Annotated in this window: 11 protein-coding genes, 1 tRNA gene and 1 other RNA gene; 5 read left to right on the top strand and 8 right to left on the bottom strand. The window is 66.1% G+C overall.

Features of this window, described 5'->3' with window-relative positions; all coding sequences use genetic code 11:
* Positions 1 to 9: 9 nt before the first annotated feature.
* Positions 10 to 3915: an AsmA family protein gene (locus H7H34_RS15435; RefSeq protein WP_185925698.1), complete on the top strand. Its 3906-nt coding sequence runs from the start codon at positions 10 to 12 to the stop codon at positions 3913 to 3915.
* Positions 3916 to 3964: 49 nt separating this feature from the next.
* Here the strand turns inward: H7H34_RS15435 and H7H34_RS15430 are convergent, their stop codons facing one another.
* The 4 genes from H7H34_RS15430 to ssrA form a co-directional block, all read right to left on the bottom strand.
* Complete coding sequence (locus H7H34_RS15430; RefSeq protein ID WP_120267163.1) at positions 3965 to 4210, bottom strand: ribbon-helix-helix domain-containing protein; 246 nt, start codon at positions 4208 to 4210, stop codon at positions 3965 to 3967.
* A 6-nt stretch (positions 4211 to 4216) separates the two neighbouring features.
* On the bottom strand, positions 4217 to 4432 hold the full coding sequence (locus H7H34_RS15425; protein ID WP_371811401.1) for a DUF4169 family protein: 216 nt from the start codon (positions 4430 to 4432) through the stop codon (positions 4217 to 4219).
* Positions 4433 to 4479: 47 nt separating this feature from the next.
* Positions 4480 to 5079: an SspB family protein gene (locus H7H34_RS15420; RefSeq protein WP_120267165.1), complete on the bottom strand. Its 600-nt coding sequence runs from the start codon at positions 5077 to 5079 to the stop codon at positions 4480 to 4482.
* A gap of 212 nt (positions 5080 to 5291) precedes the next feature.
* Positions 5292 to 5661, bottom strand: a transfer-messenger RNA (tmRNA) gene (ssrA, locus tag H7H34_RS15415).
* Between the two features lie 206 nt (positions 5662 to 5867).
* Between ssrA and H7H34_RS15410 the strand changes: the two genes are divergently transcribed.
* Positions 5868 to 6374, top strand: coding sequence for a YHS domain-containing (seleno)protein (locus tag H7H34_RS15410; protein ID WP_209006235.1), 507 nt, complete (start codon positions 5868 to 5870; stop codon positions 6372 to 6374).
* A 130-nt stretch (positions 6375 to 6504) separates the two neighbouring features.
* Positions 6505 to 7299: a thymidylate synthase gene (locus tag H7H34_RS15405; protein ID WP_185925696.1), complete on the top strand. Its 795-nt coding sequence runs from the start codon at positions 6505 to 6507 to the stop codon at positions 7297 to 7299.
* 52 nt (positions 7300 to 7351) lie between these two features.
* On the opposite strand, the gene H7H34_RS15400 is transcribed toward H7H34_RS15405, so the two are convergent.
* From H7H34_RS15400 to H7H34_RS15385, 4 genes are all read right to left on the bottom strand, one after another.
* Entirely contained in the window at positions 7352 to 8113 is a 762-nt protein-coding gene (locus H7H34_RS15400) for an ABC transporter permease (RefSeq protein WP_185925695.1), read from the bottom strand.
* Positions 8110 to 9036: an ABC transporter ATP-binding protein gene (locus H7H34_RS15395; RefSeq protein ID WP_067217254.1), complete on the bottom strand. Its 927-nt coding sequence runs from the start codon at positions 9034 to 9036 to the stop codon at positions 8110 to 8112. Before H7H34_RS15395 ends, H7H34_RS15400 begins: the two co-directional genes overlap by 4 nt.
* A 162-nt stretch (positions 9037 to 9198) precedes the next feature.
* Complete coding sequence (locus H7H34_RS15390) at positions 9199 to 9843, bottom strand: hypothetical protein (protein WP_185925694.1); 645 nt, start codon at positions 9841 to 9843, stop codon at positions 9199 to 9201.
* 162 nt (positions 9844 to 10005) lie between these two features.
* Positions 10006 to 10081 (bottom strand) — tRNA-Lys (locus tag H7H34_RS15385).
* Positions 10082 to 10848: 767 nt separating this feature from the next.
* Here H7H34_RS15385 and H7H34_RS15380 point away from each other — a divergent pair.
* Entirely contained in the window at positions 10849 to 12615 is a 1767-nt protein-coding gene (locus H7H34_RS15380) for an acetolactate synthase 3 large subunit (protein WP_120267170.1), read from the top strand.
* 19 nt (positions 12616 to 12634) lie between these two features.
* Entirely contained in the window at positions 12635 to 13207 is a 573-nt protein-coding gene (gene ilvN, locus H7H34_RS15375; RefSeq protein ID WP_120268284.1) for an acetolactate synthase small subunit, read from the top strand.
* Positions 13208 to 13498: the final 291 nt, after the last annotated feature.

Raw genomic sequence — 13498 nt, 5'->3', positions numbered from 1 at the left:
CGCGATGCGGTGCGCAAACGGGAGGCCAGGGCGCTGAATTCGATCTACATCACGATTGGCGTGACCGTGATCGCGGTGCTGCTGGCAGCGCTGGTCGGGCCGTTCCTCATCGATTGGACGGCCTATCGCACCACATTCGAGCGCTATGGCGAGCAGCTGCTCGGCCATCGGGTGGCGGTGATGGGAGAGGCGGAGATGCGCCTGCTCCCGACGCCGACCCTGACCTTTTCCGATGTGCGGGTGGGCGAGCCCGAGGACCCGCTGCTGGCGGTCCAGCGCTTCGAGATGCGCATCGAGCTGCCGCCGCTGCTGAAGGGCGAGGTCCGGATCATCGATCTCACGATGGACCGGCCGAACCTGCGGCTGTCCATCGACGAGGAGGGGCGGCTCGACTGGTTCACCGCAAGGGCGCGCAACGGGCTGATCTCCGAGGTCGACCCGGATCTCGTGATGCTCGAGCAGGCGACGATCCGCGACGGCGATCTGACGGTCATCGACGCGCGCAACGGCCAGAGCCACCGGATCGACGACATCGACCTCCTGGTCACGGCCCGCTCGATGCTCGGACCGTTCAAGCTGGATGGCATGGCGAGCTATCGCGGCCAGCGGGCGACCGTGGTTCTGGCCACGGGGCGGCGCGATCCTGCTGGAGGCTTGCGTCTGCGCGCCGGGGTGACGCCTGTCTCCGTGCCGGTCGATCTCGTGATGGACGGGACGCTGACCCTTTCGGACAGCCGGCCTGGCTATGAGGGGAGCTATACGCTGGCCTCGGTCACGCCGGAGGAGCAGGCTCGTCACACCTGGCGCAGCGAGGGCGGTTTCGCGCTCGACATCGCAAAGCTTGCCCTGAGCGGCGCCACGTTCCGCTACGGTCCCGAAGACCGCCCGGTGACGCTGGAGGGCGGTGCGGACTTCACGCTGGCCGAGCCCTACCGCTTCGACGTCAAGGCTGCGGCGCGGCAGATCGATCTCGACCGTATCGCCGGACGGGGACCGGCAGAGCCGCTGGCGGCGGCCGAGACCGGCGTCGAGCTTCTTGCGGCCTTGCGCGGACTTCCGCATCCGCCCATCGACGGCAGCATCGAGTTCTCTGTTCCCGCGATCGTGTCGGGGGGCGGGTTGACGCAGGACGTGCTGCTGAAGGCCGACCGGCTGGCAAGCGGATGGAGGATATCCGAGCTGTCGGGCCGGATGCCGGGGCGGGGAGAATTTCTCGTGCGCGGCGATCTCGGCCTGCAGCCGGAGCCGACCTTCCGCGGGAGTTTCGCCGCGTCCGTCGCCCAGCCGGTCGCTTTCGCCGACTGGTGGCGCAAGGACGGAGCACGCGGAATCGCGGCAACGCCCTTCGCGGTGGAGAGCCGGATCGATGCGGCGGTGGGGCATGTGTCGCTCACCGATTTCGCGTTCGAGATCGGCGAGGACCGGGGAGAGGGCGCGATTTCCTGGTCGGCGGAAGAAGGAAAGAACCCGGTCTTCGAGGCGGATCTCGACGCCAAGCGCATCGACGGCAACCAGGTGGGACAGCTGGCTCGGCTGTTCCTTGGCAACGAGGCCGGATTGGCCGCAGGGATCGCCGGAACCGGAACGGAACTGGCGCTCAACCTCTTTGCCGAGGAAATGAGCTTCGGCACGCTGTCGGCCTCCTCCACGCGGCTGCGCGCGTCCTATCGCGACGACACGCTGGTGATCGACGAGGCGCAGGTGGCGGACCTGTCCGGCGCGCGCCTTGGAGCCAAGGGGCGGATCGAGAAGCTGTCGACGACGCCGTCCGGCGCGCTGGAGGTCGATGTCGACGCCGAACGGCTCGATGGCGTTGCGGCGCTGGCGATGGCGCTGGCCCCGGAAAACCGCATGGTCCGCGAGTTCGCGGGCCGGCCGGGCGCATTCGCCCCTGCCAAGCTGACGCTGACCTTTCAGGGTGAGGCGAACGGGGGCAGCGACAGCGCCGGGACCCAGGCAAGCCTTGTCGCCCGCGGCACGGCCGGCGGCACCAATGTGGATATCAATCTCGGCCTCGACGGGCGGCTCGACCGCTGGCGGGCGGCCTCCCTCGACTTCGAGGCAAGCTTCAGCGCGGCCGAAGCGGCCGATCTGGTGACCCAGCTGGGCGTGACGATGCTGCCGGTCGGCAGCCTCGGCGAGGCACGGGTGGAGATCGGGGCGGCGGGCATCCCGGAGGAAGGGCTGGAGGGCCACGGACGGCTCTATCTGGGCCCGTCGGAACTGACGGCATCCGGCACGTTGACTCTGCCGGAGAGCGGCAACAGCCGCTACACGGCCGATCTCGCCCTGCGCGCCCCGGACCTGATGCCGCTGGCGCTGCTGACCGGGCGCCTGCCCTCGCTCGATGCCTCGGCAGGCGCGGTCGATCTGGCGGCGGTGCTGGAGGGCGAGGGGGATCGCTTCACGCTGTCCGGCCTTTCCGGTGCATTCGCAGGGATGCGGCTCGACGCGGATCTGCGCCTCGACCTGCGCCGGGCGATGGCGAGCCTCGACCCGCAGATCCGAGGCACCATCTCCTTGTCGGAGCTGGATATTTCGGAGTTGAGCGATCTTCTGCTCGGAGCTGATCAGCTGGCGGCCTCGACCAGCGGCGCCTGGTCCGAGGCCGCGTTCGGACCGCCGGTCGTCTCGGGTGTGGATCTGTCGCTCGAGGTGAGTGCGCAGCGCATGGTTCTTGCCCCGCTGCCGCCCGCCAGCAATGTGACTGCGCGGGTTTCGTTGAAGGACGACGCGCTGTCGCTGGACGTCGCCAAGGCGGGCTTTGCCGGCGGCGATCTGACGGGCGCGTACACACTGAAGCGCTCGGCCGGCCAGGCGGGCATGACCGCCTCGCTGCGGGTCGATGGGGCGCGGCTGGAAGAACTCGTCTGGCGGCGGGCGGGACGCCCGGTCGCAACGGGCGCGGCAAGCATAAACCTCGATGTCGAAGGCAGCGGCCGCTCGCTTTCGGGTATCGTCTCGGGTCTCACCGGCGGGGGAACGCTGAGCGTCGAGAACGGGGAAATCCGCAGCCTCAATCCGGACGCCTTCGCGCTGGTGATCCGCGCCGTCGATGCCGGGCTGGACCTCAATGACGAGGCGATCCGCACCGCCTTTGCCAGTCATCTCGATGCGGGCGTGCTGCCCTTCGCCGAGCTGGAGGCCAGCGCCTCGATCGCCGGCGGCGTCATGCGGATCAGCAATGCGCGGGTCGACAACCGCGACGCCTCGATCTTCGGCAACGCCCAGGCGGATCTCAAGGCCCTGACCTTGCAGAGCGATTTCTCGCTGCGGGTCGATCCGGGCGAGGAGGCGGTGACGGGTGCGGAAGCGCAGGTGGGTCTTGTCTTCTCCGGGCCGCTGGCCGAGCCGCAGCGTACCATAGACATCGCGCCGTTCACCGCATTCCTGACGTTGCGCGCCTTCGAGCAGGAGGTGCAGCGGGTGGAGGACCTGCAGGCGGAGATCACCGAGCGCGACCGGTTGATGCGCGAGATGCGGAGATCACGCGAGGAAAAGCGCCGCAAGGAACGGGAACAGCAGCAGCTGCAGGACGAGGGCGCCACCCGCAAGCTGGAGGAAGAGCGCGCGGCGGAGGAGGCCCGCAAGGCCGAAGAGACCCGCAAGGCGGAAGAGGCTCGCAAGGCGCAGGAGGCGAGAAAGGCTGAAGAGGCCCGCAAGGCGGAAGCAGCAAGAAAGGCCGAGGAAGAGCGCCGTGCCGCCGAACGACGGCGGGCCGAACAGCGCCGCCAGCAGCAACAGGCGGCTCCGGCGCAAACACCGGCTGCGAGTTTCGGCGAGCGGATCCGCCGGGCGCTGGACGATCCGGCGACCACGGGCTCAGCGAGCGGGGAGGCGGGTGTCGGCCGGCCCATGCAGCTGTTGCCGCCGCTCGACCCACCGGTTTTCGTCGGGCCGACACCGGACCGCTGATCGCGGGACCGCCGCTCGCGCACGTCAATCCTTGATTTGAAACGCTAAATCAGGCCGCGTTGGCCTTCGCCCGGCAATGGGCGAGCGCGGCGACGCGCAGGGCCGAGGAGAGCGAGGAAGGCAGATCGCCGCTGCCGTCCGCTTCCATTTCGCGGGCATCGTCGATGCGGGCGACCAGGGCCGGCAGGCTGACGTCTTCGGCCTCGGCCATTTCCTCCAGTACTTCCCAGAACTCCGGCTCCAGCGCCAGGCTGGTGCGGTGGCCGTGCAGGGTGAGGGAGCGTTTGGCCAGCATGGGGGATTAGTCTTCCTTGCCGGTGCCGTCGGGGGCTCCGTCAGAGGGGGCGCGACGGTGGCCCTCGATGTGGACAAGTGCCTTTTCGGCCTCGATGCGGTCGCGGGATTTCTCGGCCTTGGTGCGGCCGAAAAGGCTGCGATTCTGGGCTGCCTTCTCGTCTTTTTCGCGCCGAGTGCGTGCTTTGCGGGCCTGCCTCAGATTGACGATATCCCCGCTCATCATCCGTCCCCTTGCGGCCGATGCTGGTTGCGTGGTCCGGCCGTTTCTCAGGTCTTCTTGCGGAAAGCGTCGAGCGAAACGACGTCGGCGCCGCCCTGCTCGCCGGACTTGTCCTCCTTGGACTCCGGCTTTTCCGATTGATCAGAATTTTGCGAAATTTTGTCCTGAACCGGCGCAATCTTATCGGATTTTGCGTCAACCGTCGTTTTCTCGACGGCCGACAAGGTGGCCTCCGCGCGCTCCTGCTCGCGGGCCGCCTCGACCAGTTCCTCGGGCAGCTCCTCGGCCGTCTTGCCCGGCTCGAACTCCAGCGCGAACTGGACGGACGGGTCGAAGAAACCCTTGATCGCCGAGAACGGGACGAACAGCTTTTCGGGGATACCGCCGAAGGACAGGCCGACCTCGAAGGCGTGCTCGCCGATGGTCAGGTCCCAGAACTGGTGCTGCAGGACGATGGTCATTTCCTTCGGGTACCGCTCGTGCAGGCGCGATGAGATGCGCACGCCCGGCGCGGTGGTCTCGAAGGCGATATAGAAATGGTGCTCGCCGGGCAGGCCTACGCGGGCGACCTCGGAGAGGATCTTGCGGACGGCACCGCGCAGGGCGTCCTGAATGACGATATCGTAGCGGATCAGGTCTTCGGCCATCGCACTTACTGAACGTGAGAATCGGGTCGCGCCCAACATGGCGCGCGAAGACACGAATGAAAAGCGCCGATCAGCGCTCGCCACCGGCCTTTTGGTGCTTGCCCCGCTTTTTTTCGCGAGAACCGCCCGCTGGACACCGCTTGCGCCGACCTCAAGGCCCCTGCCTCTTGTCCGCAGGACGGATCCAGGCGGGCCGAAGTCGACGAAAATTGAGTGGAGGCTTCTGTTGCCAGGTGCCTCCGGACCCCGCCTGACGGGGCTAACCGCCAGGGCTTAAAGGACTACCGGCACCGCATTACGCGGCGACAGCGTTGTCCATAGCATAGTTGTCATTTGCAACTATTGAGACGGCCCGATAACGGCGGAACCATGCCGAGCAAAAGAACGACCTTTACACCCTCGTCGATCCTATTTCGCCCCCGCCGAAACCCGCCGACCGATCAGGTCGTGCGGCGGGCTTGGGTGGAGGCGCCGGGTACCGCCCCCGGGTCCGATAGGCTTATTTCGAAGTCCGTTTATCGCCATAGCCGGCTTGCACCGGCACCCGTGAATATAGGGGCAGCGAGGGCGGCTGAAAAGGGGCGCGTGTCAACCATCGCAAGGCTTGGGAAAACCCCGCCCGCCGGACAGGCCGGCGCGCCCTGCGATCGGCCGGCGAGTGCGCGGAACGCCAGCGGATGCGGGCCATCGCAGGCTTGTGAGACGACGTCATTGGCAGGAGAGCACCGGGCCGCGCTACAACCGGGTGAGGTGCTGGAAAGGTACGGGCGCGCGCGGAGGACAAGGCGATGACACGGCAACGCTCAAGCAGAATTTCGCGCAGGCAGGCGATGCTGGTCGGCGCCGCCACGGTGCTTGTCGCCGGCACGGCGAGCGCGGGCTGGTTCGGGCTCGGCGGCAGCAGCGATACGGGACAGGTGTACACGGGCATCGTCGAAGGGGTCGCCGTCGGCGGCTACGATCCGGTCGCCTATTTCACGCAAGGGCGCCCGATCGAGGGATCGCCGGAGATCACGACCGATTATCGCGGTGCGACATGGCGCTTTGCCAGCGAGGCGAACCGGGAGGCGTTCCTGGCCGAGCCGGAGAAATACGCCCCGGCCTATGGCGGCTACTGCTCCTGGGCGGTGGCCCAGGGCAAGCTCGCCAAGGGCGATCCGCAGAACTGGGACATCGTCGAGGGGCGGCTCTATCTCAACTACAGCGACGACATCCAGTCGCGCTGGCGCAAGGACATCCCGGGTTTCATCGACAAGGCGCAGGCCAATTGGCCGGCGCTTGCCGCCGGAGACTGAGCCCTGCCGCGGCAACGGCCGCCGGTGGATTGCAGGGACGAGCACGCAGGTTCGCTTGCCCTTCGCGCCGCAGCCGGGCAACCATGACGGTGCAGAGAATCGGACTGACAATCGGTAGGCGGACGGCAGCGTGCGGCAATATCACGAGCTGATGCAGCGCATCCTCGACGAGGGCGTGAAGAAGACCGACCGGACGGGCACGGGAACCATTTCCGTGTTCGGCCACCAGATGCGTTTCGACCTTGCCGACGGCTTCCCGATGGTGACGACCAAGAAGCTGCACCTGAAGTCGATCATCCATGAACTGCTGTGGTTCCTGGCCGGCGACACCAACATCCGCTACCTGAAGGAAAACGGGGTGCGGATCTGGGACGAGTGGGCCGACGAGAACGGCGATCTCGGTCCGGTCTACGGCTACCAGTGGCGTTCGTGGCCGGCGCCGGACGGTGGGTCCATCGACCAGATCTCCAAGCTGCTGGAGCAGATCCGCAAGACGCCGGACAGCCGGCGCCTGATTGTCTCGGCGTGGAACCCGGCGCTGGTCGACGAGATGGCGCTGCCGCCGTGCCACGCCTTCTTCCAGTTCTATGTCGCCGACGGACGGCTATCCTGCCAGCTCTACCAGCGCTCGGCAGACGTCTTCCTCGGCGTGCCGTTCAACATCGCGTCCTATGCGCTGCTGACGATGATGGTGGCGAAGGTGACGGGATACGAGCCGGGCGAGTTCATCCACACGTTCGGCGATGCGCATCTTTACCTGAACCACCTGGATCAGGCGCGCGAGCAGCTGTCGCGCGCGCCGCGCGCGCTGCCTCAGATGAAGATCAACGAGGCGGTGACCGACCTCTTCGCCTTCCGCTTCGAGGATTTCGAGCTCACCGGCTACGATCCGCATCCGCATATCAAGGCGGCGGTCGCCGTCTGAGCGCCAAGCGCTGACGGGCGGGCCGCGAGGCGGCCCGCACCGGATTTTCGGATCAGGACTTCAGCCGGTAGCCGGTGCGGAAGATCCACCAGATCACCGCAAGGCAGAGCCCCAGAAACAGCAGCGTCATGGCGAGGCTCACGCCGACGTCGACATCCGCCTGGCCGTAGAAGCTCCAGCGGAAGCCGCTGATCAGATAGACCACCGGGTTGAACAGCGTCACCTTCTGCCAGAAGGGCGGCAGCATCGAGATCGAGTAGAAGCTGCCGCCAAGGAAAGCGAGCGGTGTGATCACCAGCATCGGCACGAATTGCAGCTTCTCGAAATTGTCGGCCCAGATGCCGATGATGAAGCCGAACAGGGCGAAGGTGACCGCCGTCAGCATCAGGAACAGCAGCATCCAGCCCGGATGCTGGATCTGCAGCGGCACGAAGAGCGCGGCCGTCGCCAGGATGATCAATCCGACGATGATCGCTTTCGTCGCCGCCGCCCCGACATAGGCGATGACGATCTCCAGATAGGAGACGGGGGCGGAGAGCACCTCGTAGATCGTGCCGGTGAAGCGCGGGAAGTAGATGCCGAACGAGGCGTTCGACACGCTCTGCGTCAACAGCGACAGCATGATCAGCCCCGGCACGATGAAGGCGCCGTAGCTGATGCCGTCCACTTCGGAGATGCGCGAACCGATGGCCGCGCCGAAGACCACGAAGTAGAGCGAGGTGGAGATGACGGGGGAGACGATGCTCTGGAACAGGGTGCGGCCCGTGCGGGCCATCTCGAACCTGTAGATCGCCTTGATGGCATGCATGTTCATGACGGCGTCCTGACGAGGTTGACGAAGATCTCTTCCAGCGAGCTCTGCCGGGTCTGCAGATCGCGGAAGCGGATGCCGGCGGCGTTGAGGTCCTGCAGCAGGGCGGTGATGCCGGTGCGCTCGCCCTGGGTGTCGTAGGTGTAGACCAGCTCGCTGCCGTCGCTGGAAAGCTCCAGGTTGTGGGCCGAAAGACCGGCCGGCACGGCGGACAGCGGATCGGCCAGGTGCAAGGTGAGCTGCTTGCGCCCGAGCTTGCGCATCAACTCGGCCTTGTCCTCCACCAGGATGATCTCGCCCTTGTTGATGACGCCGACCCGGTCGGCCATCTCCTCGGCTTCCTCGATGTAGTGGGTGGTGAGGATGATGGTGACGCCGGTGTCGCGCAGCTCGCGGATCACCCGCCACATGTCGCGGCGCAGCTCCACGTCGACGCCGGCGGTCGGCTCGTCGAGGAACAGGACGCGCGGCTCGTGGGCGAGCGCCTTGGCAATGAGCACGCGCCGCTTCATGCCGCCGGACAGGGTGACGAGCTTGTTGTCCTTCTTGTCCCACAAGGAGAGGTCGCGCAGGACCTTCTCCACGATGGCCGGGGCCTTGGGCTTGCCGAACAGGCCGCGGCTGAAGGAGACCGTCGCCCAGACGGTCTCGAAAGCGTCGGTGGTGAGCTCCTGCGGTACGAGGCCGATCAGGGAGCGGGCAGCGCGGTAGTCACGGACGATGTCGTTTCCGTCGACCGTGACGCTGCCCGAGGAGGCGTTGACGATGCCGCAGACGATGCTGATCAAGGTCGTCTTGCCGGCGCCGTTGGGTCCGAGAAGGGCGAAGACCTCGCCTTTCTCGATGTCGAGCGACACGGATTTCAGTGCCTGAAAGCCGGTGTCATAGGTCTTCGACAGACCGGAAATGGAAAGGATGGGTGCCATGAAGGGGCCGGATGAAAGAGGGAAAAGGACGAACGCGCGCACGAATGCGGGTTCGAGGGCGCAGGACGGACGATGCCGCCCGGAACCCGGGGTTGGTGGAGCATATAGGAACGAAGGCGCGCTTCAACCAACCCGTGCACGGTGAAAAACGTTGCGGCGGGGTCAAGCGGGGCTGACGGCCCCGATGGCCTCGCGGACCTTTTCCTGAAGCTGGCGCTGACGGTACCACGTGCCGAGAACGTTGTGCACGGCGCCGGGGCAGGGGACCCGCGTGAAGTCGAGATGCTCGGCGATGAGGTCGACCTGCTGCGTGTCGAGCAGATACTCAGTGTCGTAGTAGACGACGAGGCGTTCGGGTTGCGGCCGGGTGGTGATGCGGTGGCGGGGGAAGGGCCCCATCCGTATGGCGTCGTCCTCGCAGCGCGTTTCGAACGGCACCAGGCTGCGCTCCAGCGCAAATTGTGGGCTGAAGGCGAGCGCTGCATCGAGGCCGAGCAGGTCGGCATAGTTCACCAGGCCGAAGGCGCCCATCGAGGCGGCGAAGCCGATCGTGTGCTCGCCCCGGCTGCGCTCGCGGATGAAATCAAGCGTCTCCTCGATGCCTTCGGACTGGTACCAGTCGTTGCTGGCCGGCACGAGGTTGAGCGTGCGGTAGCCGAGCGGGGCGAGGATGTGGTGGGCGAAGGGGCGGCGCGGGCCGTCTTCCGGCATCCGGTTGGCCAGCGTCACCATCACGACATCCGTGCACGCCTCGGCGGGAACATGCTCGATGACGGTGTAGGCGGGTGAGGAAAAGATCTGTTTCATCAATCGGCTGAAAACGGCTTGAGAATGCGTGCGGACAGCGAAAATTGTCTCTGTCATGTTCGCGGCCAGCGACAGCCCGTCAATCCTGCGAGAACATGCAGGTCAAACGAAACCGGCGATGCGGTTCCGTGCGGGGCGTCGATGACAGACAAGGGAAGGAAGTGGTGGGTGCACGGGGATTCGAACCCAGGACCGGCTGATTAAGAGTCAGCTGCTCTACCAACTGAGCTATACACCCACGGGCCATTCGGCCTTTCGGAACATTCATGCCTGTGATTCTTGGTGTCCAAGAGTTCACTGCAACAGTGTCCCGAAGCGGAAAGCGTGTGTCGCCGCCCGCTGTGAGACGGGTGTATACAGAGGCTGCGAGGCGGATGCAAGGGTCTTTTCGCCGGCAGGCGAAAACCGGCCCGGGCGCAAGGCTTTGCGCCGAAAACCGAAGCCTTTCGCCTGGGGATATCTTTTGCCGGAAGGGAGAGCGGGATGCGCGCTCGGCCTCATCGCGGTCAAGGGCGCGTAGCACCGGATCATGCGGGCCGCGGGAGGGCGGGGCAGCGGTCTTGCAAGATTCGGCAAGTCCACGGGGTGCTTTGCGAAATTTCCGGATAATGCGCTTGACCGGGGCAGGCGGCGCGTCTAGTTTGCGCGGCGTCGGATCGGCTAAGTCGCAACATGACCCTGTCATGAGCGTTGGGCGACCGACACGCCTTCCGGAGGCGCCTCACGAGGGGCAGACGGACAGGCATATTGGTAACACCGCCGAACAGGACGGATTTGACGTGACGAAGAGCATCGGGCTCATTCTTGTATGCGGGGCGCGCGCGGCCGGGACGAGGTAACACTCGGTTTCCCAGATAGCTCAGCGCGCGCGAGGCCTCCACCGGAGGCCTTTTTTATTGGCCGCATGCCAGAGAGCGCCCGGACCTGACTTGCGCGGGACGACGTGGCGGAAGACGAAACGGACGGTTCGGGGCGACGACGCCGCGACGATCGAGGACAGGAACGATGAAGCGCGAGATGACCGGCGCCGAAATGGTGTTGCAGGCACTCAAGGACCAGGGGGTCAAGCATGTGTTCGGGTATCCCGGCGGTGCCGTGCTTCCGATCTATGACGAGATCATCCAGCAGGACGAGATCGAGCACGTCCTGGTGCGCCACGAACAGGGCGCGGGCCACGCGGCCGAGGGCTATGCCCGCTCGACCGGCAAGCCGGGCGTCGTGCTGGTCACCTCCGGCCCCGGCGCGACCAACATGGTCACTGCGCTGACCGATGCCCTGCTCGACTCCATTCCGCTGGTCTGCATCACCGGCCAGGTGCCGACGCATCTGATCGGCAGCGATGCCTTCCAGGAATGCGACACGGTCGGCATCACCCGTCCCTGCACCAAGCACAACTGGCTGGTGAAGCGGATCGAGGACCTGCCGCGCATCCTGCACGAAGCCTTCTATGTCGCGACCTCCGGCCGTCCGGGCCCGGTCGTCGTCGACGTGCCGAAGGACATCCAGTTCGCCACCGGCATCTATGATCCGCCGACGCATATCGCTCACAAGTCGTACCGGCCGAAGGTCAAGGGCGATATCGAGCTGATCCGCCACGCGGTCGACCTGCTGTCGCGGGCGCGCAAGCCGATCTTCTATACCGGCGGCGGCGTCATCAATTCCGGCCCGGCGGCGACCCAGCTGCTGCGCGAGCTGGTGCAGCTGACCGGCGCGCCGATCACCTCGACGCTGATGGGCCTCGGCGCCTATCCGGCCTCCGGCGACAACTGGCTGGGCATGCTCGGCATGCACGGCACCTACGAAGCCAACATGGCGATGCATGATTGCGACGTCATGATCTGCATCGGCGCGCGCTTCGACGACCGCATCACCGGCCGGATCGACGCGTTCTCGCCCAAGTCGTTCAAGGTGCATATCGACATCGACCCGTCGTCCATCAACAAGACGGTGAAGGTCGACATCCCGATCGTCGGCGACGTCGCCCATGTCCTGGAGGACATGGTCCGGCTGTGGCGGACCAGCGGACACAAGCTCGACGCGCCGGCGCTGAAGTCGTGGTGGGAGCAGATCGACCGCTGGCGCGGGCGCAATTCGCTCGCCTACCGGCCGTCGGAAGACGTCATCATGCCGCAATACGCGATCCAGCGGCTCTACGAGGCGACCAAGGGTCGCAAGACCTTCGTCTCCACGGAAGTCGGCCAGCACCAGATGTGGGCGGCGCAGTTCTTCGGCTTCGACGCGCCCAACCACTGGCTGACCTCGGGCGGCCTCGGCACGATGGGCTACGGCCTGCCGGCGGCGATCGGCGCGCAGGTGGCGCATCCCGACGCGCTGTGCATCGATATCGCGGGCGATGCCTCGATCCTGATGAACATCCAGGAGATGTCGACGGCCGTGCAGTTCGGGCTGCCGGTGAAGGTCTTCATCCTCAACAACCAGTACATGGGCATGGTGCGCCAGTGGCAGCAGCTGCTGCACGGCAACCGGCTGTCCCATTCCTACATGGACAGCCTGCCGGACTTCGTGAAGCTGGCGGAGGCCTTCGGCGGCCACGGCATCGTCGTCGACAAGCCGGCGGACCTGGACGATGCCATCCAGGAGATGATCGACACGCCCAAGCCGGTGATCTTCGACTGCCGGGTGGCGAACCTTGCCAACTGCTTCCCGATGATCCCCTCGGGCAAGGCGCATAACGAGATGCTTCTGCCGGACGAGGCCAACGACGAGGCGGTGGCCAATGCCATCGGCGCGGCCGGCAAGGCGCTGGTCTGAGATCGCGGAGACGAACGAGATGAACGCACAGAACCTCAATGCGCCTTCCGCCTATTTCATGGCCGAGGTGGTCGAGCAGGTCGAGAGCCACACGCTCTCGGTGCTGGTCGACAACGAGCCGGGCGTGCTTGCCCGCGTCATCGGCCTGTTCTCGGGCCGCGGCTACAACATCGACAGCCTGACCGTCTCGGAGACCGAGCACGAGAAGCACCTGTCGCGGATCACCATCGTGACCACCGGCACGCCGATGGTTATCGAGCAGATCCACCATCAGCTGGAGCGGCTGGTGCCGGTGCACCGGGTGACCAACCTGACGGTCGAGGCGCGGCGGCGCAGCTTCGAAAAGCCGCTGGAGCGGGAGCTGGCCCTGATCAAGGTGGCCGGCATCGGCGAGAAGCGGCTGGAAGCCCTGCGGCTGGCGGATGCGTTCCGCGCCACCGTGATCGATGCGACGGCGGAGCATTTCGTCTTCGAGATCACCGGGCGGACCAGCAAGGTGGAGCAGTTCATCGCCATCCTGAAGCCGCTCGGCCTGGTGGAGGTGTCGCGCTCCGGCGTTGCGGCCCTGCAGCGCGGCCCCGAGGGCATCTGACATTTCACACAGGGCGGGGGCGACCCCGCCCTGTTTCGTCTCTTGCGCAGGCCCGCAGCACGAGACCTATGAAAGTCCGCGCAAGTATCTTGCAAGGACGCGGGCGATCGGGTACCACCTTGGTGCATTAACGCCTCTTTCGGGAAATCTTGCGCAAGCTTGGCGCGTTTCCCATGCCACCGGCCCGCAACTGACGGGCAAGACGCAAGGACTGGACGAACCGCATGATCGCCGCTGGCACATATGCCGCTTTTGCGATCGACGCGCGCACGACGCGCGGCGGAGCCCTGC

Origin of the sequence: Stappia sp. 28M-7, assembly GCF_014252955.1 — a bacterium.
Taxonomy (GTDB): domain Bacteria; phylum Pseudomonadota; class Alphaproteobacteria; order Rhizobiales; family Stappiaceae; genus Stappia.
This window is presented reverse-complemented; position numbering and strand designations above follow the sequence as displayed.

Coding starts and splice junctions, on each gene's coding strand:
- H7H34_RS15390 (WP_185925694.1), bottom strand. CDS start 9,843: ATGAAACAGATCTTTTCCTCACCCGCCTACACCGTCATCGAGCATGTT.
- H7H34_RS15380 (WP_120267170.1), top strand. CDS start 10,849: ATGAAGCGCGAGATGACCGGCGCCGAAATGGTGTTGCAGGCACTCAAG.
- ilvN (WP_120268284.1), top strand. CDS start 12,635: ATGAACGCACAGAACCTCAATGCGCCTTCCGCCTATTTCATGGCCGAG.
- H7H34_RS15410 (WP_209006235.1), top strand. CDS start 5,868: ATGACACGGCAACGCTCAAGCAGAATTTCGCGCAGGCAGGCGATGCTG.
- H7H34_RS15395 (WP_067217254.1), bottom strand. CDS start 9,036: ATGGCACCCATCCTTTCCATTTCCGGTCTGTCGAAGACCTATGACACC.
- H7H34_RS15430 (WP_120267163.1), bottom strand. CDS start 4,210: ATGCTGGCCAAACGCTCCCTCACCCTGCACGGCCACCGCACCAGCCTG.
- H7H34_RS15425 (WP_371811401.1), bottom strand. CDS start 4,432: ATGAGCGGGGATATCGTCAATCTGAGGCAGGCCCGCAAAGCACGCACT.
- H7H34_RS15420 (WP_120267165.1), bottom strand. CDS start 5,079: ATGGCCGAAGACCTGATCCGCTACGATATCGTCATTCAGGACGCCCTG.
- H7H34_RS15400 (WP_185925695.1), bottom strand. CDS start 8,113: ATGAACATGCATGCCATCAAGGCGATCTACAGGTTCGAGATGGCCCGC.